Annotated in this window: 17 protein-coding genes; 8 read left to right on the forward strand and 9 right to left on the reverse strand. The window is 53.8% G+C overall.

The window, feature by feature from the left end:
- From ACEQ15_RS03320 to ACEQ15_RS03345, 6 genes are all read right to left on the reverse strand, one after another.
- The gene (locus ACEQ15_RS03320) at positions 1–1,713 is read right to left on the reverse strand and encodes a dipeptide ABC transporter ATP-binding protein (protein ID WP_370277615.1); all 1,713 of its coding nucleotides are present in this window, start codon (positions 1,711–1,713) and stop codon (positions 1–3) included.
- Between the two features lies 1 nt (position 1,714).
- On the reverse strand, positions 1,715–2,956 hold the full coding sequence (locus ACEQ15_RS03325; RefSeq protein WP_370277616.1) for an ABC transporter permease: 1,242 nt from the start codon (positions 2,954–2,956) through the stop codon (positions 1,715–1,717).
- Positions 2,957–2,958: 2 nt separating this feature from the next.
- Positions 2,959–4,155, reverse strand: coding sequence for an ABC transporter permease (locus tag ACEQ15_RS03330; protein WP_370277617.1), 1,197 nt, complete (start codon positions 4,153–4,155; stop codon positions 2,959–2,961).
- Positions 4,156–4,303: 148 nt separating this feature from the next.
- Entirely contained in the window at positions 4,304–6,361 is a 2,058-nt protein-coding gene (locus ACEQ15_RS03335) for an ABC transporter substrate-binding protein (protein WP_370277618.1), read from the reverse strand.
- Positions 6,362–6,388: 27 nt separating this feature from the next.
- Positions 6,389–7,075: an HAD family hydrolase gene (locus ACEQ15_RS03340; RefSeq protein WP_370277619.1), complete on the reverse strand. Its 687-nt coding sequence runs from the start codon at positions 7,073–7,075 to the stop codon at positions 6,389–6,391.
- Positions 7,075–7,899, reverse strand: a complete 825-nt coding sequence (locus tag ACEQ15_RS03345) for an alkaline phosphatase family protein (RefSeq protein WP_370277620.1) — start codon at positions 7,897–7,899, stop codon at positions 7,075–7,077. Before ACEQ15_RS03345 ends, ACEQ15_RS03340 begins: the two co-directional genes overlap by 1 nt.
- Before the next feature lie 491 nt (positions 7,900–8,390).
- On the opposite strand from ACEQ15_RS03345, the gene ACEQ15_RS03350 reads away from it, so the two are divergent.
- The 7 genes from ACEQ15_RS03350 (at position 8,391) to ACEQ15_RS03380 (ending at position 18,138) form a co-directional block, all read left to right on the forward strand.
- Entirely contained in the window at positions 8,391–10,622 is a 2,232-nt protein-coding gene (locus ACEQ15_RS03350; protein WP_370277621.1) for a bacteriohemerythrin, read from the forward strand.
- 214 nt (positions 10,623–10,836) lie between these two features.
- Positions 10,837–11,397 (forward strand): hemerythrin domain-containing protein, encoded by a 561-nt coding sequence (locus ACEQ15_RS03355; RefSeq protein ID WP_370277622.1) that lies wholly within the window; start codon positions 10,837–10,839, stop codon positions 11,395–11,397.
- Between the two features lie 436 nt (positions 11,398–11,833).
- On the forward strand, positions 11,834–12,724 hold the full coding sequence (locus ACEQ15_RS03360) for an ABC transporter substrate-binding protein (protein ID WP_370277623.1): 891 nt from the start codon (positions 11,834–11,836) through the stop codon (positions 12,722–12,724).
- Between the two features lie 16 nt (positions 12,725–12,740).
- A complete protein-coding gene (locus ACEQ15_RS03365) occupies positions 12,741–14,342 on the forward strand; it encodes a sensor histidine kinase (protein WP_370277624.1) in 1,602 nt (533 codons plus the stop codon).
- Positions 14,342–16,462 carry a TonB-dependent receptor plug domain-containing protein gene (locus ACEQ15_RS03370; protein ID WP_370277625.1) on the forward strand — a complete coding sequence of 707 codons (2,121 nt, stop codon included), beginning with the start codon at positions 14,342–14,344 and terminating at the stop codon, positions 16,460–16,462. The genes ACEQ15_RS03365 and ACEQ15_RS03370 overlap by 1 nt, the downstream gene beginning before the upstream one ends.
- A gap of 38 nt (positions 16,463–16,500) precedes the next feature.
- Positions 16,501–17,316: a hypothetical protein gene (locus ACEQ15_RS03375; RefSeq protein WP_370277626.1), complete on the forward strand. Its 816-nt coding sequence runs from the start codon at positions 16,501–16,503 to the stop codon at positions 17,314–17,316.
- Positions 17,317–17,319: 3 nt separating this feature from the next.
- Positions 17,320–18,138 carry a hypothetical protein gene (locus tag ACEQ15_RS03380; RefSeq protein ID WP_370277627.1) on the forward strand — a complete coding sequence of 273 codons (819 nt, stop codon included), beginning with the start codon at positions 17,320–17,322 and terminating at the stop codon, positions 18,136–18,138.
- 26 nt (positions 18,139–18,164) lie between these two features.
- Here the strand turns inward: ACEQ15_RS03380 and ACEQ15_RS03385 are convergent, their stop codons facing one another.
- The 3 genes from ACEQ15_RS03385 to ACEQ15_RS03395 all read right to left on the reverse strand — a co-directional run bounded on the left by ACEQ15_RS03385 (position 18,165) and on the right by ACEQ15_RS03395 (position 23,504).
- Complete coding sequence (locus tag ACEQ15_RS03385; protein ID WP_370277628.1) at positions 18,165–19,940, reverse strand: thiamine pyrophosphate-binding protein; 1,776 nt, start codon at positions 19,938–19,940, stop codon at positions 18,165–18,167.
- A gap of 103 nt (positions 19,941–20,043) precedes the next feature.
- The gene (locus ACEQ15_RS03390; protein WP_370277630.1) at positions 20,044–22,584 is read right to left on the reverse strand and encodes an EAL domain-containing protein; all 2,541 of its coding nucleotides are present in this window, start codon (positions 22,582–22,584) and stop codon (positions 20,044–20,046) included.
- Between the two features lie 530 nt (positions 22,585–23,114).
- Entirely contained in the window at positions 23,115–23,504 is a 390-nt protein-coding gene (locus tag ACEQ15_RS03395; RefSeq protein ID WP_370277631.1) for a hypothetical protein, read from the reverse strand.
- A 111-nt stretch (positions 23,505–23,615) separates the two neighbouring features.
- Here ACEQ15_RS03395 and ACEQ15_RS03400 point away from each other — a divergent pair, with 111 nt between their 5' ends.
- Positions 23,616–24,506 (forward strand): AraC family transcriptional regulator, encoded by an 891-nt coding sequence (locus ACEQ15_RS03400; RefSeq protein WP_370277632.1) that lies wholly within the window; start codon positions 23,616–23,618, stop codon positions 24,504–24,506.
- Positions 24,507–24,878: the final 372 nt, after the last annotated feature.

A 24,878-nucleotide genomic window follows, 5' to 3' on the forward strand; every position in this document is an offset into this window, starting at 1 on the left:
TCAGAAACTCTCCATTACAGGTTCTGCTGCGACCTGGGCGCCGGTGCGCAGGCGTGTTTTATCCGGTGCTTCCAGCAACGGAATGGACGCGATCAGTTTCTGGGTGTAGGCCTGTTTAGGTTCAAGGAAGATCTCACGCACCGTGCCCTCCTCCACGAACTCACCGTGTTTCATGACACAGACTCGGTCACACAGGTTGGCGATCACGCTCAGGTCGTGGGAAATAAAGAGTATGGTCAGGCCCAGTTCCTCTTTCAGCTCCTTCAGTAGCTTCAGGATCTCCGCCTGGATCGATACGTCCAGCGCTGCCACCGATTCGTCGGCGACGATAAATTTCGGATTACACACCAGGGCGCGGGCGATACTGATACGCTGACGTTGACCGCCGGAGAAGGCGTGCGGGAAACGGCGCAGGTGTTCCACTTCGATATGGCAGCGCTTGGCCACTTCAATCACGCGGGCGTCGGTCTCTTCGCGGGTTTTGGTGATCTTCATCGCTTCCAGTGGTTCGGCGATGATGTCACGTACGGTCATACGGGGGTTGAGGGAGCTGTACGGATCCTGGAAGACCAGCTGTGCGGTCTGAGCCAGACGTTTGCGCTTGATCTTCATGCCCGCACCAAACTTCACCTCTTTTTTGGTGTGGAAGTATTCTACCTGACCCGAGCTGATCGGGGCTGCGCCCAGCATCGCTTTACCCAGGGTGGTTTTACCGGAGCCACTCTCCCCCACCAGACCGATGACCTGGCCTTCTGGTAGATCCAGGCTGATGTTCTTCACGGCGGTGAAATACTCGGTTTTGCGGCCGTTACCTGCCAGCGGGTAGGTGATGGAGAGGTCTTTAACGGACAGCAGCGGGTCCGGGGTGTGTTTAGGCGCTTCCGGCAGATCTTCCAAGTGTGGCAAGGCGTCCAGCAGGCGTTTGGTGTAGCTGTGCTCCGGACGGAACAACACGCGCTCGGCAGTGCCCGCTTCCACCACTTCACCCTTCTTCATTACGGTGACGTTGTCGGCAATCTTGGAGACCACACCCAGGTCGTGGGTGATAAAGATCATCGCCATGCCCATCTGTTCGCGCAGCTCCAGCATCAGGTCCAGTACCTGGGCCTGGATTGTGACGTCCAGTGCGGTGGTGGGTTCGTCGGCGATCAGCAGTTTGGGTTCGGTGGATAGGGCCATGGCGATCATGGCGCGCTGGCGCATACCGCCGGACAGCTCGAATACGTACTGGTCGAAACGTTTTTCCGGATCCACGATGCCGACACGCTCAAACAGCTCGATACCGCGATGGCGTGCCTGGTCCTTGCTGTAGCCGAGGTGGATCTGCATGGTCTGGATCATCTGGTCGCTGATGCGCAGGGCCGGGGCGAAGCTGGCCATCGGCTCCTGGAAGATCATGGAGACCGCGTCTCCACGCACTAAGCGCAGGTCGCGGCCACGCAGCTTGAGGATGTTCAGGTCCCGGTTTTCGTGCTGCAGGCTGATCTGGCTTGGGTGCTGGATCACTGCATTGCCCGGGGTCAGACGCATAATGGTTTTGGCGGTCACGGATTTACCTGAGCCACTCTCCCCTACCAGGCCCATCACCTCACCCGGACGCACGGTCAGGTTGACGTTGTTCACCGCCCGCACCAGCCCTTCATCGGTATTAAAGTCGATGGTCAGATCGCGGATCTCAAGCAGTTTGTTGTTCATGCTTTGATTGATCATCATCTTATTTCTTCTCCGAGTAAGGATCCGCTGCATCACGCAGGGCATCGCCAACAAATACAAACGCCATAATCAGGAATACAAACACCGCCACCGGGAAGAACTGCCAGATCATGTTCTGCTGGATGTCCGGGTCCTGCGCTTTCTGCAGCAGTACACCCAGGCTGTTGACCGGTTCGGTCAGGCCCAGGCCCAGGAAACTGAGGCTGGTTTCCGCCAGGATCACGTAGGGAAAGTTGATCAGGGTGTCGACGATGATGTAGCTGGTGAAACTTGGGATCAGGTGTCGCCAGATGATGCGACCGGCGCCGGAGCCGCAGAGCTGTGCGGCGAGCACATAATCCTGGTTACGTTCGGTCAGGATGTGGGTACGCAGGCGACGGCCCAGGGCGGCGAAGTCCAGTGCGCCGATTACCACTGCGATGGCGAAGTAACGCTGGATCGGGGTCAGGTCCATCTGCGACAGCGCTACGGCACAGGCCAGATAGATTGGGATGGCAGGGATCACACGCACCGCTTCGGTGATGCTCATCAGAATGGCATCGATGCGGCCACCAAAGTAACCACTCACACCGCCCACCAGCAGCGAGGTAAACAGTTTTACGATCAGCGCCACGATGGCGATGCTGATGGTTACCCAGATAGCGTGCAGGGTGCGGGAGAACACGTCCTTGCCGTCTTCGTCGGTCCCCATCAGGTGGATCTGGCCCTGCTCCACGCCAAACAGGTGGCGATCCCAACGGATATCCAGGTCCAGGCCAGCGACGCTCAGGTCGATCAGGCTGTACTCCCAGCCTTTGACAAAGAACTGTATATAACGGCGCTGCTCTTTATCCACCGTGAACTTGTTCTGGCTGGACGCTTTCAGTGCGTTGCCGGAGGTCAGTGCATCCAGGGCGTTCAGGTTGCCACCTGCCAGCGCACTCAGGTCCAGCTTTGGCTTTTCCTTGGTGTAGGTATAGGTAAACGGGCGCAGGGAGAAACCGTTGTCATCCCAGAAGTACAACACCTGCGGGGCGCCGCGGCGGTAATCTGCGTCGGCACCACGGATGGTTGGGTCTACCGGTGAGAAGAACGGTGCAAAGAAGCCCATCAGCACCAGCGTGCCCAGAATCCAGGCCGCCACCACGCCAGAGGTCTTGCGCTTGAAGCGCGCTTTGATCAGCGCGAACTGACCCGCGGTGTAGTAGGAATCGTCGTTTTTTGGCTTCGATTTACGCCCGAAGCGAGCTAACAGTGCATTCATCATCAGTTCCCCAATACACTCTTACGGACGCGTGGATCGATCGCAGCCAGAACTACGTCGGTGAAGAAGTTCATGCTGATAACCACCAGCGCAACCAGGAACAGGATGCCTGCTGCCAGCTCCTGGTCATTGGTCATCGCCAGGGCTTCGATCAGCAGTGCAGCGGCGTCGGTCAGGCCGATGACGATCGCTACGATAGGCAGGTCGTTGAAGACACGTTGGAAGTCGAAACCCACAGAGTTGAACAGTGGGCTGATGGAGTGACGTACCGGGTAACCGGCCCACAGTGCCACGCCGTCCACGCCACGTGCACGGGCCGCGTCGACGTAGAGTTTGTTGGACTCGTCCACCACCAGCGCACGCACGGTCTGCAGCTGCAGCGCGGTGGCAGACCAGCCAATGACAAAGATTGGCAGCCAGATGTGGCCCAGAAAGTCGTCCAGTTTGCCCCAGGAGAAACCGTCCGTACCGAACCACGGTACGTTACGCCATTCATCGGAGTACAACCCGGTTGGCATGGATTCACCGGCAAAGACGTACAGCAGGATGATGGTCAGTGCCAGCAGGAAGTTTGGCAGCGCCAGGCCCAGATAACTGACAATACGCAGCACCAGGTCGAGCACTTTCTGGCAGCTCAGGCCGATGCTGTTGATAATGCGCTCGGTTTTGCTGTGTTGTGGATTCTTGTCGGTCCAGGTCTTGTTGATAGTGAACGCAGACAGGATGCCAAACGGTACGGCGATCAGGTAAGAGAACACCAGACCGGCCATGCAGAACATAAAGCTCATCCAGAAACGGTCACCCAGCGCCAGGTTTACGGACTGACGTTTGGCGCAGCTGAAGCCCAGGTCGCCGCGCAGTGTGAGATCGGTTACCCAGCTCGCCCAGCGAATAGCCAGGGGCTGATCCAGGCCCATGCGGGCGCGTTCAGCGTCGATATCCGCCTGGGTGATGGTTTCGCCCTGGGTATTTTTATAGGCGATGTATTTCTCGGCACAGTCACCCGGTAGGACTTCCATCAGGGAGAACACAATGCCGCTGACGATCAACAATGTGATCAACGCCAGTACAAAGCGGTTAAAGACGTAGTTGAAATACTGGCTGTCGCGGCCGCTCCACCAGAGTAAGCTGCCGATACTGAGGAGAATCCACAGTAGCCAGCTATCGGCGAAAAAGTTAGAGATAGATTCTGCGATCACAATAAAAATCCTTAACCTACTAAGCGAATGCCTCTGGGCAGGCATTGGATTAGTAAGCTGATATGCGTTGGGTTGAATCAGGTGTTTTTTAAACGAACAAAAGGGAGAGGCAATGCCTCCCCCTTTGCTTCTAAGGCATCAGTGATGCTTAGTATTTAGCAACGCCCTGCTCGTCCAGGTACCACTGGGATGGCAGGTATGGGTATACGCGGTAGTAGTCGTAAGACCAGGTCTTCGGTGTTTCGAAGTTGCCCAGCTTGTTGCTGCGGTAGATTGGGTTAACCGCTTTCACAGTACCGATGATGAACAGGTCATCAACAACACGTTTAGCGATCTCTACCCCCAGCTTGTTAGACTCGTCAGAACCGGATGGCAGGGTTACGAAGCGGTCAGCCATCTTCTGCATTTCGTTTACTGTCTGAGGTGGCTTCACACCTTCAGTACCGTTGGTGTCGCGGTACTGAGCCCACAGCATGCCGGTACGCAGACCGAAGAAGTTGTCGTAAGGAGGCAGCAGAGTCTGAGTATCACTTGCCAGAGTCGCCAGTGGACGGCCCATTACCCAGAACATTACGCTCAGGTCGTTAGCCGTCTGAGAGTTACGGTACTCGTCAGAAGTGACTTCCTTGATGGTCGCTTTCACACCCACGTCGTTCCAGTTGTTGGCGATGATCTCAACCACTTCGGTTGCGGCGCCCTGAGTTGCGTACTGGATGTTCAGCTCGAACTTCTTGCCGGAAGGCAGGTCACGCAGGCCGTCGCCGTCTTTGTCGACTACACCCGCTTTGTCCAGCAGCTCTTTCGCCAGTTTCTGGTCGAACTGAGTCCACGCGCTCTTCAGATCTTCAGTTACGAAAGATGCAGTGTCAGCGTCGAATGCAGTGTACTGAGTGGGTTTACCCAAGCCGAAGTATGCAATCTCGTTGATCTGATCACGGTTAACCGCAACAGACATTGCACGACGGAAGTTCACGTCGTTGAATACTGCGCGCTTCTCCATGTCCTTATCGGTCAGGTTGAAGGCGAACGTGGTTTCACCAATGGTTGGACGCAGTGCGATCTCGTAGTTGCCCTGCTCTTTGTTTTCCAGCAGTACCGGTGCCTGCGGCAGGTTAACGGCCTGAGACTTGTAGTCCACGTCGCCTGCGATCAGCTTAGCGGTCTGGATATCCTGATCGCCGATGAATACTTCGTTGATTTCGTTGATGTATGGCAGCTGGTTACCCGCAGTATCAACCTGGAAGAAATATGGGTTAGCAACCAGACGGCGGCCTTCCAGCGTCTCTTCTACAACCAGGTGAGATTCCAGGGTTGGGGCGATGGCAGTGAAGCCCGCTTTTACCAAACGGTCGGACGCGGCTTTGTCTTTCAGCAACGGCGTTGGAACGTCTTTCCAGTCAGACTGACCGTAGTAGAAGTTGATTACCGCGTAGCCGTTATCGAAGCCCAGCTCTTTTGCCAGCTTGTCAGCGTCTTTGTTGAATTCAGGGTGGAACTTGGAAAGCAGGTGCTTAGGCTGGAATGGCTGAGCGTAGTCCAGTGCGAAGTTAGCCAGCAGACCTGGTTTTGGCGCGTTCAGGGTGAAACGCACGGTGGTTTCGTCCAGCGCTTCAACTTTCATCGGTTTGCCTTCGGACATGAAACGATCCTTTGGCTTCTCGATGATGTTGGTGTCCATCAGCATGTTGTTGTACCAGAACGCGATGTCGTCTGCGGTGAAGGCAGAACCGTCAGACCATTTGTGGCCCTTACGCAGTTCAAAAGTCAGCTGAGTGAAGTCTTCGTTCCATGTCCAGGACTTAGCAATGTTTGGTACCACAGTCTGCAGGTCGTCGTTGTAACGCACCAGGTTCACGTGACGTACAGACAGCAGGTCGGACGTGCCTGATTCAGTTGCCTTGGAGATACCGTCCAGAACACCGCCGTAGATACCGATCTGGCCGTAAGGTGCAATCACCAGAGGTTCAGCTGGCAGACGCTTAGCCAGCGGCATCAGGTCTGGGTTACCGGCGATGCGTGCGTTCAGCTTAGCGATAGCTGGGTTCTCGGAGAAAGACATCGCACAGCCGTACTTCTGTTCAAACTCAGCGCGTTCAAACAGGTGCGGGAATGCACCACCTTCATTAGGACCGGATACTGACGGGCAAGCGGCCATCACGTTGGTAGCCAGCAGCGCAGCTGCGCCTGCGAACAGTAACTTAGACATGGTTTGATTCCTGAATTTTTAGGTTTATCAAAGGGTTAAAGTAGGAGCTTCGGTTTCGGTCAATTGCCAATTCAAGGTACACCAGCCACGCTGGCTGGCGATCTCTGAAAGCTTGGTGTCCGGGTTGGTTGCCACCGGATTAGGCACCTGCTCGAGCAGGGCCAGATCGTTGATCGAATCGCTGTGGAACAGCGCATCGGTCAGAGCTTCGTTTTGTTCTTCACACCAGATCGCCAGACGCTGCACCTTGCCTTCGCGAAAGGATGGGATGCCGTCGATGGCGCCGGTGTAGTAACCGTCGTCGTTCTTCACCAGGTCGATCGCCAGCACATCTTCAACACCCAGCTCGTGTGCCACTGCTTTCACGATAAAGGTCACGGTGGCGGAGATGATCAGCGGGCGATGGCCCTCTGCCTTCAGTGCCTGCAGCAGTGCGCGGCCTTCCGGGTAGATGCGCGGGCGGATGTAATCGCTGATAAAGTCCGGCAGCAGGGCGTCGATCTCATCGCTGTGCAGGCCGAGTACCGGTTCCACCAGAAACTCGACGTATTCGTTCATGGAAAGCTGTTCGTTGTTGTACAGCTCCATCATCACCGCATCGCGGCGGATGTACTCTTCGTCTGCCAGACCCCGTGCCTTCAGGTAGCTGCAGAACAGGGATGCGGAATCACCCGCCACCAGGGTTTCGTCCAGATCAAAAATTGCCAGTGCCATTACAGTCCCCTTTCCCCACTCAGCAGGCCTTCGGTTACCGGTTTGCCGTGGTTGTTGATACCCAACAGTTCACATACAACGCCGCACAGCTCCAGTTGCTGTGGTTCCGCGCTGTGGCTGTGGCTGAAACCATTGCCGATCACAAACAGTGGCACTTCACGCTCTTCCGGCAGAAGGCCGCCGTGGCTTTTGTCTTCGTTCATGCCGTGGTCGGCGGTGATCAGGATCTGGTAGCCCTCTTGGATCCAGGCCGGCAGATGATCGGATAGTGCCGCATCGGTGCGGCGGGTTGTGTTGCGGTAGTGACCGCTATCGATGCCCGCGCGGTGGCCGGCATCATCGATGTTCATCGGGTGTACCAGCAGGAATTCCGGGTTGTAGGTACGTAGCAGGTGTTCCGCGTCCAGGAACAGGTGGGAATCCGGGTAGTGGTCTTCGTGGTAGAAGATGCCGTAGGGGATCAACTGTTCCGGGTCGATGGTGTAACGGTCACGGATCGCGTCGTACGGGGTGCGGTTGTACAGCTCGCTCACCCAGTTGTATGCCGCGGCAGCGCTGGTCAGACCCGCGTTACGCGCGAGACTGAAGATGCTCTGCTGGTTGGAATTACGGGTCACATGGTTATGCACGATACCGCTGACTGCCGGTGCGACACCGGTCAGGATCGCTTCGTACAGAGGACGGGACATGGAAGGCAGTTCGCATTCCACCTTGTACAGGGTCGCAATCCCCTGCTCTTTCAGTGCCTGAAGGTAACCCATGCAGGTCTCACCGACCTGATAGTTGAGACCGTCCAGCACAACCAGAATGACTTTTTTAGACATAGAAACCTGTAGCTCAGCCTTTAGCTGCCCGCGTGTTATGGATCAGGTGTGCGCGGACAGGCGTTGAAAACAGGGTCTAAGATACGGTTGCTGTGTGACTGGTCTGTGTAGGAAATAAGTAAAAATGATGAAAGGTGGTGGTTTGAGCTTATGTGTATAACTAATTCTTGGGTTTTGTAATTGAATTGATGGTTAGAGGAGGTTGAGTGAAACCCATTGAAATATAAGGGTTAGTCAGGGGCTGTTGCGGTGGTTTAAGCGTGGAGGTGCGATCGGGTTCGTGGTTTGGTGCCAGGATTGGCTGTCATAAAAGAACTTTTTAAGGGGCACTTCTGGTTTGTTGTACGGGGAGCGTTCACCGCGTTTCAAACACGGAAGTGTGGTGCAAGACGATGGTAAGGGGTTTGCACTGCAAAAAATGGTATATAATTTCCATCTTTTGAGCGGCCCAAGTAGCTGGCCGGGTAGTCCTGAATAACAAGATCAGATTGATGCAAAGATTAGAGTGGGATGAGGGGATGAGCGTTGGGGTCGAGGCGATCGACAACGACCACAAGCAGCTCCTGGCACTGATTAACGAGATCTCCGATGCCATTGATCGGAACAAAGCACCCGCTGTTATTGAGGATGTATTCGCTCAACTCGAAGCTTATGTGGTCGAGCACTTCTCCCGGGAAGAGGCGCTGATGCGCCAATGCCGCTATCCCGATCTGAAAGCCCACATCAAACAACACCGTCAGTTCACCGCCAAGGTGCCGGAATTAAAACGGGAACTGCTCAACGCCGACTCCACGGAAGTGGCAGCGGAAATCAACCTGTTCCTGTTCGACTGGCTGATGAACCATATCGTTGGCGAGGATATGTGTTTTGCCCAGTTGGCGCATGATTCCGGTCTCAGTACCAAGAAGCAGCGCAAACCTTCCCGCCTGCGCCGTATGACCGCTTGGTTGGGCAACCGCCTGACGTTAGGTCGCAGGATTTTCCTGACTGCATTGATCCCGATTGTCGGCGTCAGTCTGCTCAGCGTGTTGGTGCTGTGGATAAGTTTCCAGCGCTTCTACCACGTACAGCAGTTGATGGGGGTGACTGCGATTGTGCAGGAGATAAACGACCTCAGCCATCAGCTGCAGAAGGAACGTGGTCTGAGCGCAGGGGTAATCTCCAGTGAATATGCTGCGTTTAAGCCCTCACTGCAGTCCCAGAGGCAGCAGACTGATCAGGCGGTGACGGATTTTCTCGATCAATTGCAGGGATTACCTGAACTAGATCCCCTGCTGGCCACGCAGATTCAGATCACCCGCCAGAAGCTGGATGAACTGGCCGGTCTGCGTGATCAGATCGACAGCGGTTCGCTGACGGTGATCCAGTCACTGGGCTACTACTCTACGCTGATCGATAGTCTGCAGAAGATTCCGGAAGGCACGCTCAAGCTGGAAATGGATTCGGACCTGGTCAACTCCATGACAGCGTACACCGCACTTTTGCATATGAAAGAAGCGGCGGGGGTACAGCGGGCGATCGGTACCCAGGCGATCCTGCAAGGCGAATTTTCACCGGGACTGTACCAGCGTTATGCGAGTCTGATCGGCGAGCAACGTAGCTTTAGCAAAGTGTTTAACCAGTTCGTGAGCCCCGAGCAGCAAAAACTCTGGCAGGCCCATATCCAAGGCCCTGCAGCGATCCGGATGCAGGGGTTCGAGAGCCTGATCGACCGTGCGATACAGGAAGATCGGCTGGCCATGCTGGACAGCCAGCGCTGGTTTGAAGTGACCTCGGCGCGTATTGACGGTCTGAAAACACTGGCCGATCAACTGGGTGAGGTGATTGATGCCCGGGCGACCCAGCAGGTCAGCGAACTCAAATGGGGGCTTGTGATCACCACGATCACCTTGATGATCATCCTGAGCCTGACCATTCTGCTCTCCTGGCTGCTTAACCGCAGTGTGATTGATCCTGTACGCCGTATGACCCGTGCCATGACTCGCCTGGCCGAAGGCGAGCGGGACCTGCGCTTTACCGACCACTTTGCGCGGGACGAGCTGGGACGGATGGCGGCGGCGTACGAGGAGTGTCGTCGCAGCCTGTTGCGGGCGGATGTGGCATCGACCGTGAGCAACCATCGACAGCAGGTGGAACTGCAGGCCCGTATCCGTGAAAAGGAGCGCTTCCGGGTACTTGCTTCAACGGATCCTCTAACCGGCGCAGTAAACCGGCGCAAATTCACTGAACTGGCGGAGAACGAGATCGAACGTGCCGAGCGTTACAAGCGGCCATTGTCGGTGATGATGCTGGATCTTGACCACTTTAAACGGGTTAACGATACCTATGGGCATGCCGCCGGGGATGATGTGCTGCGGATGTTTTACCAGACCTGTTACGGCAAGGTGCGCAGTACAGATGTTGTATCTCGCCTGGGCGGTGAAGAGTTCGCCATCCTGATGCCGGAAACCGATTTGAAGCAGGCGCTGGAACTAGCCGCCCGTATCCGCTACGCCATCAGTCAGTTGGTGGTGAAGGTGGGGACCCGTGATCGGGTGAATACCCTGACCGTCAGTATCGGTGTTACCGCCTGGGATGTTGACCAGGCACAAACCATTAGCGATATGCTGGAGCAGGCGGACCAGGCGCTGTATTACGCCAAGGAATCGGGCCGTGACCGCGTGGTTGGTTACGATGAACACTGCCAGCTGGAAACGGAAAAGACTCGGGCCTTGGACGTTTAACCTGCCATTACATCGGCCGGCTATATTGTCAATAAAGCGATACATTAATAATGCTTAATGTTTGCTAAGTGTATCATTAATTGACTTTCGTCATTAACGGGCAAGCCAGGCCTCTCCTATCATTAAGACAGACTCACCGATCCCCATCCGAACCGGATCAGAGGTCGCATTCCGCATACCAATGGGCTGATCCCGATAGCCGAGGTTTACACCGATGATTAATGAGCCAAACTCAACAGGTGCAGGAAGCAACGAAGATCCATTGATGGACTTTTCCAACTGTCACGTAGGCATTACCAAGAACTTCGAACGTCTGCGTAAGCTGGCGGAAACCGAGATTGAAGTGCCCGTGCAAGCGGAGGTGAAAGACGCTGCCAAAAGTTTGCTGGCGTTTTTCCAGGATGTGGTGCTGGAGCATCACTCCGAAGAGGAGCAGGAACTGTTCGCAGAAGTTACGGATTCTGCCCGCCATGGTGGCGATGATGCAGCCAAAGCGCTGGCGATGATCGATCAGCTCACCAAAGAGCATCGTTCTCTGGAGGCGCAGTGGAAAGCGATTCAAGCGGATATTAAACTGCTCTCCAAAGGCAAACCTGCGACGCTGGATCAGGACGCTGCCGCGAAGCTGGCGACGGAATACCTGGCGCATGCCAACTTCGAAGAGCAGGAATTTCTGCCGCTGTCCGCTAAAATTCTGGGCGAGCGTGGCTTGTCTTCCCTAGGGCTGTCCCTGCATATGCGTCACACCGATGTGAGCATCCCAAACTACATCTAAGCCCCGTGCTGTTCTAATCTGGATGGTGTATCAAACTGCTATTTTGATACACCGCCGTTCTCCCTGATTTGCATTTAAACAAACGTTTGATTGCTCCCTGTACAGCGGTTTATCCAAACTGTTTTTCCATTACCTTGCCAGGTATGAAACGTTCAAGAAAACCGCGGTGAAATTCCAATTTAGGCCTTAAATTCCGTTGGTTTTGGGGAATTTTCCTGTTCAAAGTGGTATGTTTGTTAGGTGGAGGTAGGGCCAATTTATGTTCCGAGCCCGGTGACATCCCTCCACTTTGGGATAGGTTATACTCTAACGGTTGTTGCGTTAGTATTGATCATTCAATAACCACGGTATTTTTGGGTAGATTTTCCGCTGTATGGCTGAGAAAAAAAGGATTTTAAATTCAGATTGCGGGCCTTGCCTGAGGACGTATATCGTCTTGCTGCTCGGGCTATTTCTGCCTGGCTTAGTGCTGGCAGCGGATACGCTGGCGGTGATCTATCCCGAAGCGCCACCTCCCTACAAGCAAGTGTTTGACCAGATTGTTGAAGGCATTGAAGCACGCCATCCCGATCGCCTGCTGCGCTACCCTCTGGAGAAAGATTACAGCCGCAACCACCTGCTAAGTCAGCTTGAAGATGACCGAGTTGATATGGTGGTTACTCTGGGCCGCCGGGGATACTCGTTAATCGGTGACCTCTCCGGCAAGTACCCACTCGTCAGTGGTGCTCTCCCGTTAACACCTGCCAATACGGTGTCCGGCGTCAGCCTGATTGCCGACCCCGATACCCTGTTCAGTCAGCTGCGAAATCTCTCGCCAACCACCCAACGTATCTTTGTGCTCTACACCAACAAGTCTCGCTGGATGGTTGATCTGGCGGAGAAATCGGCTGCAAAAAAAGGGTTTGAGCTGAATGCAAAAAGGGTAAATAGCCTGTCTGACGCGGTGCGGGCGTATGAAGCAATATTGGATCAAGCACAGGCGGAAACCGATGCGATCTGGTTACCGCTGGATAAGGTGACGTCCAATGAGACCGTCATCCTGCCGATGCTGCTGCGCGAAGCCTGGGACCGACGCCTGGTACTGTTTTCCAGCAAACCGTCGCATGTAAAGCGGGGCACCCTGTTTTCGATCTATCCGAACAATCAGCAGTCAGGTGAGCGCCTGGCTGAGATGGTAAGAGAGTTGTATCTGGAGCGCACTGCACCGGGAGTTGAGCCTTCACGTTCCCAGAATGTGGGGGTCAATCTGCGAACCGCCGTGCACTTGGGGTTGGAGTACAGCCCAAGCCTGACACGTTCTTTTTACCGTACGTTTCCGCAACCCTGATGATTAGGTAATTACCGTGCTCTTAGTTGGTAATCAAAATAGTCTGAGAAAACAGTTACTGACGTTTCTGGGCGTCTCTATTGCGCTGCTGTCACTGACCAGCTCGATTGTGGCTGCATGGATCGCTGTTAATCAGTCTCGTCAGGTATTGGAACATCACTCATTGCAGATCGCCGGTAACCTGGCACACCAGAGCCTGCTCTCGTTGATCACCGAAAGCAAGGAGAACGCCGAACCTGCGCTGGATCAGGCGATGGCATTCAACGACGTCTCTGGTGTGGCGATCTTCACCGAACGTATGTCCCTGTTGCAGCAGCGGGGCGAGATCGACTGGCAGTCGGATAACCTGCCGGTCTGGTTTGCCGAAGAGCAACCAACCCTGGCAGCCGACCGGGCGGATCACTGGATCATTACTGCCCCGGTGTACTTGCAGGAAGAGCAAGGCGATTACGCTGAGTTTGAGCTGGCAGGCGATAAAGAGCAGCTGCTTGGGTACGTGATGATCAACGTATCCAAGGATTCCCTGCAATCGCTGACCACCAACCTGTTTAGCTACAACCTGATGATCGGCTTAGGCTTCGCGACTTTGCTGCTGTGGTTGCAGAACGCCGGTCTCAAGCGGATTACCCGACCGTTGCTGAACCTCTCGCAGAGTATGAACGAAGCGCGCTCCTCTGGTGAGCACAACTACGCCAAAGTTGAGGGGCCGATGGAGGTGCGTCAGATCGCGGAAAGTTACAACGCGATGATGCAGGTGCTGGAGCAGCAGGAAGACAAACTGGTGAAACTCAACAGCGGTCTGGAGACCGAGGTGGAGATTCGTACCAAGGAGCTGACCCATGCCCGTGATACGGCACTGGTGGCGGTGCGTACCCAGTCGGAGTTTCTGGCCAATATCAGTCACGAACTGCGCACGCCGCTGCAGGCCACCATGGGTTACATCGAGCTGGTGATTGAGGAGCTCGAAGATGAAGCGATGGACGAACCGGTGGAAGACCTGCGCGAAGCAATGCGTGCATCTACTCGTTTGTTGGCGCTGATCAACATGATTCTGGACCTAGCCAAATGTGAGTCGGGCAAGATGGAGTTGATGCCACAGGAGATCAGCCTGCACAGTCTGACCCAGGAGACCGAGGCGGTGATCCGGCCGTTGGCATCCAAGAAACAAAATACCTTCAAGGTCTATCTGCCGGAGGAAGATCCGGTATTGCAGGTGGACAAGGAAAAAGCACAGCAGGTGTTGCTGAACCTGCTCTCCAATGCCTGCAAGTTCACCGAAAAAGGTACCGTCCTGCTGTCAGCATCGGTGGATGACGGGTTCGTGGTCTGGCAGGTATCGGATACCGGCATCGGTATTCCGAAGAACCAGCAGAATATGATCTTTGACAAGTTCCGTCAGATCGATGGCAGTGTGAAGCGTAAGTACGGCGGCACCGGTCTCGGATTGGCAATATCCAAGCATTTTACCGAGATGATGGGTGGTGCGCTCGACGTATTCAGCGAAACCGGACAGGGCACCACCTTCGTCTTCAAACTGCCACTGACAGCACCGGCAGATCCTGTATCGCAGAATCTGCTATCCAAGAATTCAAGCAGTACAGACCTGGAAAAACTATGATGAATAAGTTCTCTTTTCTGGCTCTGACCTCAACTATCTGGACCGCAGCAGTGATGGCTGCCGGGGATAATCAGTTCACGGATGGCGACGAGTTTGCAGATTTCTACGGTCAGGATGAGCTTGTAAGCATTGCGACAGGCACCAGCACACCGATCAGCAAGGCTCCCTCGGTGGCCAGCGTCATCTCCGCTGAGCAGATCGAAGCGATGGGCGCGACCCATCTCGACGAAGTTCTGGAGAGAATCCCAGGCTTGCACGTTATGCCGTCAGATCTGAACCGCCTTGATCCGGTGTATTCGATTCGTGGTATTCAAACCGGATTTAACCCGCAGATTCTGGTGCTGATGAACGGTGCTGAAGTGAAGGACTATCTGAATGGTGGACTGCCATTTACCTTCCAGATGCCACTGAGCAATATCAGTCGAATCGAGGTAATTCGTGGTCCCGGTTCTGCCGTATACGGTGCCGATGCCTACAGTGGGGTGATCAACATTATCACCAAAACCGCGGCTGAAAATGAAGCCGGCGCCGCTGGCGTTCGCGTCGGCAGCTTTCAGAGTCGTGATGTATGGGTGCAAAAGGGTTATCAGACCGAGAATTTCACGATCTCATTTTCCCTGGAGAATCAGCGGTCCGATGGTGATGATGGTCGTATCGTAACGGCCGATGCGCAGACCACGTGGGATAACCTGAACGGCACAAATGCTTCGCTGGCACCAGGTGCTTTGAGCACACACTACGATGTCACCAATATGCATCTGGATTTCAGTACCGGCAATTGGTCTTTGCAAAACTGGTTCTGGCAGCAGGATCAAGGCGGCCTCGGCCAGGGTGGTGCGCAGGCACTGGATAATCGTGGCTACCAGGACGCGACCCAGCTGCTCAGCCACCTGAACTATGACCGTGATCTCAGCGATGCTTTAAAACTGGAAGCAGATCTGTCCTACCAGCGTAGCGAAAGTGACTCCCTGTTCTATCTGTTTCCAGCGGGCAGTACTTTGAGAATTGGCAGTGACGGTAATATCTCCACAACCGGCAATCTGGTGACCTTTCCGGATGGATATATCGGTAACCCACAAGTTGTCTCCGAGAATGTAAGCGCCGAGCTGACCACGCTCTATAACGGTTTTCAGGACCATTCGCTGAGATTATCCACAGGCTGGTCTGAGAGTCGTGTTGAAGCCGAGGAGCACAAAAACTACGGGCCGGGTGTTATCGATGGCACTTCCTCGCCGGTTGATGGCACTCTGACTAATGTAACCGGTACCGATGATATTTTCCTGCAGGATCAGACACGTGAGTCGTACTTTGTGTCGGCGCAGGATCAGTGGCAGCTGAACAACGACTGGTCCTTCACAGCAGGTATTCGTTGGGACCACTTTGAAGATTTTGGTAATGCAACAACCCCACGATTGGCGCTTGTATGGGAACCACTTCATAACCTGACCACCAAGCTGCTGTACGGCGAAGCGTTTCGTGCGCCATCCTTTGCTGAGCTCTACTTTCAGAACAACCCGTCTGCTTTGGGTAATCCAAACCTGAAACCGGAAGAGATTAAAACCTGGGAACTGGCGTTCGACTACCGGCCAAACTTTGAAACGGGTGTGAAGCTAAGTCTGTTCAACTATGAAGCAACCGATCTCATTGCGATTGTTGCGCAGGGCAGTACCCGTCAATATCAGAATGCACGTAATCAGGATGGCTACGGTCTCGAATTAGAACTGGACTGGGATGCTACCGAAGCCCTGAATCTGAATGCCTCCTATGCATGGCAGCACTCCGAGGATGCTGATACCGGCGCAGATGTTGCGGACGCCCCAGAGCATACGACGTACCTGGATATCAACTACCGCTTCAACCGGGATTGGCGAGGTTCGTTGCAGCACTACTGGGTGGGTTCACGCAGTCGTGCAGAGGGTGATAGCCGCACCGATATCGATGACTATCACTGGGTGAACGCTCGCCTGACACGCAGTTTTAACCATGATCGCCTGAAGCTCTCGATCATCGCTAAAAACCTGTTCGACACCGATGCCCGCGAGCCATCCAGCGCGCTGATTGCAAACGATTATCCGCTGGAAGGCCGCAGTATCTGGGGCGAGATAAAGTACAGCTTCTGAGTAGATAGAAGCAGCTGAACAAGGAGAGACCCGCCGGTATGGCCAAGGTTGATGTAAAGCGCCGTGACGATCAGTTCTCTGACAAGGTTGAAACGGCAATCTGGAAAGAAAAACCTTCCCTGAGCAATCCGTTTCATGCCGAAGACATCCGCTGCTTTGGTTATGACCATCTGGCTCTGGTGAATAAAAAAAGCTTTGCGGAGGTCTTTTTTCTGCTGTTTCGCGGTGAATTGCCGGATGATACGCAGAAAACGTTGTTCGAATCACTGCTGATCAGTGTGATTCATCCCGGTCCGCGGCATGTCGCCGCGCGTGCTGCAATGAACGCTGCGGTCAGCAAGACCCATGTCAGCCATATTTTACCGTTATCGATGAATGTGATGGCGGGGGAGTGGCAGGGCAGCCGGGAAGTGTTCCAGGCGATGAAATTTCTGTCTAGAAATCTCCAGAGTACGCCCGAAGGTTGCGCCCGGGACAGATTATCGGCCCTGTCCGATACCGACCAGGAAGGTGACCTGTGCGTAGCACCAGGCTTTGGATCAAGTTATGGCACCGCTGACACTTATGCGCAAAAACTGGCTGACAATCTTTTCGCACACTGTGTGGCAGGTGAGAGTCTGCAGTGGGCGCGTCAGTTCGTGGCCTGCATCGAAGAATCCGGTGCTGGTTGGCGCGTAACCGGATTATTTGCGGCAGCGCTCTGTGATCTGGGCTTTACGCCGTATCAGGGGGAGCTGTTGTATCAAATTGCCACTGCGCCGGGTATTGCTGCGCAGGCCGCAGAAAAGTCTGATCAGCCTATCACCGCCATGCCGTTCGTTTCCGATCAAAATTACACAATCGAGGGGGAGTGAGTTATGTCACAGGATGTTACTGATACCCCTTACGCCCTTTGGGAAGAGAATCGTAACCGTATCGTAAGCCGTCAGGGTGGTTGGGTGATCGGTAAGGGTGTCTTTAACCACGGCTTTTCCATGATGGATGATCTGGTGGGTGAGATAACCTACTTTCAACAGATCTTCCTGAACCTTACAGGCAAGTTGCCGGATAAACGTTTGGGCGATTGGCTGGAGGCGGGTTTTATCTGCTTTAGCTGGCCCGATGCCCGCATCTGGTGTAACCACATGGCCGCCCTGTCCGGCACTTCCCGCGGCGCAATTGTATCTGGTGTCAGCTCAGGAATTATGGCGGCTGACTCATTGATGTATGCCACCGGGGTTATGGTGCGCTGCCATGACTTTATCGCTATAGCGCTGAAAGAGAAGCGTGCTGGGGCAACTGTTGAGGAGATCGTAAAACGTCACCTCTCTGCCAAGAACGAATTGCCGGGATACGCACGTCCGATCGCTAAAGGTGATGAACGAATCGATGCGATGCAGCGGGTGTGCCGCAAGCTTGATATTGCTATGGGCGAGCATGAAGCACTGGCGTATGAGATCAGCGATTATCTCATTGAGGAATACGACGAGTGCCTCAATTACGGCGGGTATCTGGTCGCTTTTCTGGCCGATCATGGCTTTAGTGGAATTGAAGTTGAACGACTGATCAGTACGGCCGTAGCGTCAGGCTTACAGGCGGTTTACGTAGAGGCACTGGAGCGGCCGGAAGGCAGTTTTCTGCCAATGCGTTGCAGTGATGTTGTCTATACCGGGCCGGAGGACCGTGAGCTGCCTTGATGGCGCTCACGGTCATAAAGGGCTGGTTATTTTGAGGTCGCCAGCCCTTTAATACGTTCCCCCATTGGTGGAATTTCCTCGGGATCGATCCGAATATCGATGATGGTTGGGCCTCGCTTCGCAAACAAACGCTCGAAATCAACCGCTTCCAATTCCCACGGCGACTCTACCACGATCCCTTCAATCCCCATCGCTTCGGCCATTAGGGCGAAGTTTATCTCGGGCAAAGCAAAACCGGTTTGCTCAGCACCACCCAAGCGTTGCCCGTGCTTAACCATACCCAGTGCATTGTCGTTCAGGATAATCATCACCAGTGGTAGCTGCTGCTGAGCCGCAACGGTGATTTCCTGACCAGACATCAGATAGCTGCCGTCACCGGTAATGCAGACATGCGGTGCTTTGGGATTGCTGACCGCGGAACCAATGGAGGCACCGATCGCCCAAGTCATGGAACCGTAGGCCATGGCGATTCGGAACAGGCCACGGTTGTCGCGCCGCTGCATATAACGGATAGACCAGGCCCAGGCGTTGCCTGCGTCGATAAAGATACGGGTATCGTCAGGTAGAGTCTGGGCAAGTGTGTGCATTACCCGTTGTGGTTTAATCGGGACTGCATTGTCGGTAGCTGCAGCCTGCTCTGTCAGACTTAGCATTGGAATGGATGCGACGGATTGCGGAAGGTCTAACCACTGCTTGCCCTGAGAGCGCAATATGGCGGCATGGGTGGACAGTTGCGCCAAAATATCGGGCAGCGAGCCGCACACGTGCAGACAGGCTTCTGGCGTTCGCATGAAAGCCGCGCTGTTGTCGTCAATATGCACCATCTTGTTGTTCAGCAGCTTGGGCTCCCAGCCGCTGGTGCCCAGTTCTCCCGCTTGTGTGCCTAACGCGAGTAACAGGTCGTACTGTTGTTCCATCACCAGAGCGCGGGCTTTGGGGTGGCCGGAAAAACCAAAAACACCGCAATAACGGGGATGCGTTTCGTCCACCCAGCATTTTCCGGTGGGATCGGAAATGATGGCGGCGTTTGTTTGCTCGGCAAACTGTATCAGCTGATCTGACGTTAAGCGGCAATTCTCTCCGACGTAGAGCAGTACCCTCTCCGCTTCGTTTAGTTTTGTCTTGAGCTGTTCCAGTGCGATAGGAGAGTTCAGTTCGAACGGTTGGTTGAACAGATCCGGGTTGATGCGTAGCGGTTTGCTGAGTGCCGTATTGACGATATCCGCAGGCAAGCTCAGATGCACGGGGCCTTTCGGCGCTGTATTTGCAATCGTCAACGCGGTGATCAGCTTGTGTTCCAGTTGATCAGGATGGGACACAAGCGTGCTGTATTTGGTGCAGTGATTGAACATGCCTACCACATCGATCGCCGAGCAGGAGCTATCCTGTAGCGTTTTACGGCCAAACTTAGCCCGGGGTGTCTGAGCGGTCAGCACCAGCAGTGGCAAATTCTCTTCATAAGCGTTGGCGACGCCGGTAATCAGGTTGGTGGCGCCGGGGCCGGTGGTAGAGCAACAGACACTGAGATGGCCCGATTCGCGGATGCTGCCATCGGCCATAAAGGCAGCGCCGGTTTCATGGCGTGAGACCACCATGGTTGGGCCGGGGCCGTTACGCTCTGCCCGGGCAACCGCATCAAAAAAAGGTTCGATGGAGCCGCCCGGCACACCAAAAATATGGCGGACGCCGGCCACCGAGAGGTATCGAACGATCAGATCACCATAGGTTGCGGGCTCTGTTTGGTAGATGGAGGTGTCCCGATCCGGTCGGCTATTGTGGGATTGGGTGTGTGGCATATCCATTGTGAAAAAATCCATGTTGTTATTAGATTCAACCAAACAGAACAGCAGCAGGCAGCACCCTTAATAGTACTGATCATAACGATGTTCCGGGCATTAAGTGTATTTAGTCATCGGATCCATCCTGGATAGCATCGGCTACTTCCTGTAATGCCGTGGAATTGTCTGGGTTAGGCAGAAACAGCTCGGATAGCGGCTTCGGTTTGCCCAAGTGGTAACCCTGCGCGTAATCGACCTGGATATCGCGCAGCAGTTTGAGTGTCTCTTCGTCTTCCACGAACTCGGCCACTGTCTTCTTGCCGAGTGCATAAGCCACTTCCCGAATCGATTTCACCAGCGCGCGGTCAATGCTGCTGTTGGTCAGCTCACGCACGAAGGAGCCGTCAATTTTGACGGTCTCTGCAGGCAGGTTTTTAAGATACGAGAAGGTACTGAACCCGGTACCAAAGTCATCAATCGAGAAGGCACAGCCCATCTCTGACAGTTGCTCCACCATATGCTGGGTCGCACTGAGGTTGGACAAGCTGGCACTTTCCGTCAGTTCAAAGATGACGCGGTTTGCCGCAACGTTGTACTCGTTCAGCTTTTCCTGAATCAGCGGCACCAGGCGTTCGTTACGAAACGCCTGGGCGGACAGGTTAACCGCGATCTTTCGAAGTTGCGGGTACTCGGCCAAAGAGCGAATCGCCTTGCTGATCACATGCTGGTCAAGCAATGCGATATCCTCAAATCGTTCCAGCGCCGGAATAAAGTCGCCCGGGTAGACCACTCTGTCATCAATCGTCAGGCGGACCAAGGCTTCATAATAGGCTACCTGATTGGATGCGATATGGTAGATCGGCTGGAAGTGAAGAATCAGTTTGTCTTGAGTAATGGCGTGCTGTACCGCATGCAGCCACTGCATGCTGGATTTCACGTCATCACTCTCTTTATCCTCTTCGGTATAGCTGTGGACATAGTTGCGGCCGTTGCGTTTGGCCACGTAGAGGGCAATATCCGCTTGCTGCAGGTAGAGCTGGGCATTTTCGGCGCTGCCGTCAATCAGGCACATGCCGATACTGCAGCTGATCTTGTAGACCTGGTCGCTGAAGGTGTACTGGTCCATAGCAACCAGTTTGCACAGGTCCTCCGCAATGTTGTGGGCCTGTTCCAGATCCGTATCCATCAGGATCACGGTAAACTCATCACCGCCGATGCGGCAGAGTCGATCGGATTCGCGCAACCGATGGCGTAATTTTCCGGCTACGTCTTCCAGGACGTAATCACCCTGGTTGTGCCCCTGGGTATCGTTGATTGCCTTGAAGTGATCCAGATCGATGTAGAGCAGGGTGTGCTTGGATCCGTTGGAGCGCGCCAGTGCCGCCGTGCGTGCTAGTTCCGTATCAAAGAAATGGCGGTTATACAGACCCGTGAGCGAGTCATGCATCGCCAGGTGTTCCAGCCGCTGCTCTGCCAGTTTGCGGGCGGAGATGTCATCGATGGATACGGAGATGGCGATGCAATCATTTTCACGGCTGATGCGATTGAGTCGGGCCTCGACCCAGGCACCGTGGCTGTACTGGCTGTTGAGTTTAAATTCCAGCCGGGTGCGGGCGATCTTGCGATCAACAATGTTGTTGATCGCCTGCTGCACCTCACTGACAAAGGTATGGGTCTCGCGGCAGGCAAACGAGGCTAGCTGCTGTCCGATGGTTTCGGTCTTGCTTAAGCCTGTCAGTAGACGCCAAGCCTTATTGAAGAAAACGATGCGTCCCTGACCGTCCAGCTCCAGAACGGCTGTGGTCAGGTTGTTAAGGATACGCTTGTGCTCACGTGTCTGCATATCGAGCGCGTTTTCGTTTTTGCGCAGGGATTCGATCGTCTGTGCGAACTGCTCGTTGCTGACGAGGAAATCTTCCCGACGGGAGGCGATCTCACAGACCTTGCGCAGCTGGGCGTTGCGGAACGGTTTACTGATGAAATCGGAGGCCCCTTTCAGCATCAGCTCTTCCGCCAGATCCATGGTGCCATGCGCGGTCATGATCACAATGGTCTGATCGGGTTTCTCACTCAGAATCTGTTGCATCACCTCAGGACCCGACATACCCGGCAGCATCACATCCAGCAGAATGATGGGGTGCTGTTTACTGCGCCAGAGCTCAAGACCGCTAGGGCCATCCTCCGCGATATCTACATCGAAACGCCCCCGCAGAATGCGTTGAATCAGTGTCGAGGTATCCTCAGAATCTTCGATAGCCAAAATGCTGGCATGGCGATAGCGCGTAGGTGCACTTGGTGGTTCGCTGAGCAGTGTTTCCAGTTGCTCGAAATGGCTGTAGGGAATCAGGTGATCGATATCGAATTCGCGCGCAGTGGTTTCCGCGATCCGCTTGCACCAGGTGGAGGCCACGATAATAAATGGGGTGTGTTCGCTGCAGCTGAATACACCGGAGCGCACCATGCGTGCGAGTCGCCAGCCGTCCAGACCATCGACATAGATATCACTGACCACACAGCGAATATCCTGTGTTTTCAGCAGGCCGGCCGCCATGGTACCGCTATCCGCTTCAATCACATCGTAATGTGTATTTGCGGTAATGAAACGCGCCAGGTTTGAGCGTTGCTCTTCGTTACCATTCACCAGCAACAGGTGGGGTGAGCCAGTCATCCTGTGACATCCTAAAAAAACTAAACACACACTCACGGGCAGAGACACACATCATGCCGGATGTTTTCCCTTTCGAATCCGCAATATATGGCTCGAAAGTGATAATAAAGTGCCCCTGATTGCAAGCTATTTAGGTACAACTTTGCTAAAGGAACATAGCCAAATCCAGATTAACAAAAAAAATTGGAAATGGTAATTCCATTGTTTTAAACATCTGTTTGAAAGTTGATCTGTTGTACATCTGCATGGCAATGACACAGGAACTTTCGAAGAGAAATATAGGCGCCGGTACTAAGATACGCGAGTGATTACTACAAAAAATACCATGTTTGGTGCGCTATTTGGTCAATCTTAGCACCGATATGTGACGGAGTACGGATAAGAGGAGAGGGAGATGCTCAGGTACGCGCCGGGAGAGGCTGGATTGTTGTACGTTTATTGATGCAGTACATATTCGAACTGCCTTTTCCTAATAGCATTGGCAAAGTGTGGCTACGAACGCAGCCACACTCCCGGTTTTAATCCAACCATCAGGATGCTGGTTTCACATTATCGATGTCATACCAAGGGGTTGGGTTGATTGGACAGCGGTAACGCACACCGTCTTCGGTGATGGTAACGCGGCTGATGCGCTGCTGGCCGGGCTCCAATGGAAACATATCCAGTGTTTCCTGGGTTTTGTAGTTCTGAATCTGAAAGCCTACCAATTTTTCAGATTTGTTGGTGACAACGAATTCGTATTCGCCTGCCTTAAGACCGGCGATAGTCTCTTCAGCAGCAAAATAGCCATTGTACTCGTCAAGATGAATGACTGTGACGCCGTCAGCACGGGTTTCCGGTGTACCGGCTGTTGCGAAAGGTGCTGCAATCATTGTGGCAACCATTGAGAAGACCAGCAGCAGGGGCTTGAGCAGTTTCATAAAGAACTCCTAAAGAAGGTTAACGTGTTCGATATCTACTTTAGGGGTTATGATTTGGACGAACTATGTCTAAAAGTCTCTTATTTGTAGCTGATCGTATTGGATGGTTCTATGCTGGACAGTGATGGCTTGAGTCTGATTCTGCAGCGCTTGCGCTTGCAGGCAGAGGTGTATGTACACGCGGACTTCTGTGGCTCCTGGGTGGTGGATACATCCGGCAGCCGCAAAGTGCCGTTTCATCTTGTTGAAAGTGGTAATAGTTGGCTTCACCTCCCGGGAGAATCGCCACGTCTCCTGACGGCGGGTGAGCTGGTGATCTTTCCCCATGATCAGGAGCACCAGCTCTGTAATCAGGATCAACTGCCTGAGGGAGTGCAGCGGAATAAAATTCCGGAACACAATCCTGACCTACCCAGTACGACCCTCGCCTGCGGCAGCTTTGAGTTTGTCAGTCGCAATATCTGGCCTCTGTTGGACGGCCTGCCAGAGGTGATTATTCTGGATCTGACCGATACCCAACACTTTGGTCAAACCCATGCACTGATGCAGTTGATGATTGGTGAGCTGCAGCAGAGAGAAGCAGGTTGTAAAGCGGTGGTTGATCAGCTGGCTGCTGCGTTGTTTATCCACGTACTTCGAAGTCAGCTGGCCTCGGGTTTAAGTCAGGGCATTTTGGCAGCTTTGTTTGATCCTCAGATCGGCCAGGCTCTTACACTGTTGCACCAACGTCCGGCAGAGGAGTGGAGTGTAGAGCGGCTTGCCAAAGAGGTGGGGATGAGTCGCTCACTCTTTTCTGAACGTTTCCGCTCCCTGGCTGGCAAAACACCCATGCGTTATCTGGCGGAGTGGCGTATGCAGGAAGCCCGCGACTTGTTGATGAACACTGATCGCTCGATTGGCGTGATCGCTGAAGCCTGCGGTTATCAATCGGAAGTCGCATTTAGAAAAGCCTTCCGTGCTATCACGGGGAATACACCGGGCTCCGTTCGAAAATCCAGATAAAGGGATATTCTCTTTTATACAGCACGCCAAAATATTATTGGGTTATAAGAAATTATAGTTTTTGTGTTTTGTGGACGTGGAAAGATTTAAATTAATCGGATTTTTATGTTTTGCTTCGATCAATATAAGAAAGAAGTATGAGTGTAAAAAATAAATGAGTGTTTGATCAAATAGTTGTGCGGTCTTTACTCAAATACGCAGTATAAAAGTAACCGCTATTTCATTATTATGGCCTGAATCAGTGAATTCATCTGCTATTGCCGTGCCACCGCATTGAATATAACCACATTCTTTAACACCGCTCGATCTTATCCGGATTCTGCCGCCGCATCTGCGCTACTGCAGCATCATTCACCGTCTTCTCCGACGTTT

The organism is Pontibacterium sp. (assembly GCF_964228735.1).
In the GTDB taxonomy this organism is placed as follows: Bacteria; Pseudomonadota; Gammaproteobacteria; order Pseudomonadales; family Balneatricaceae; genus Pontibacterium.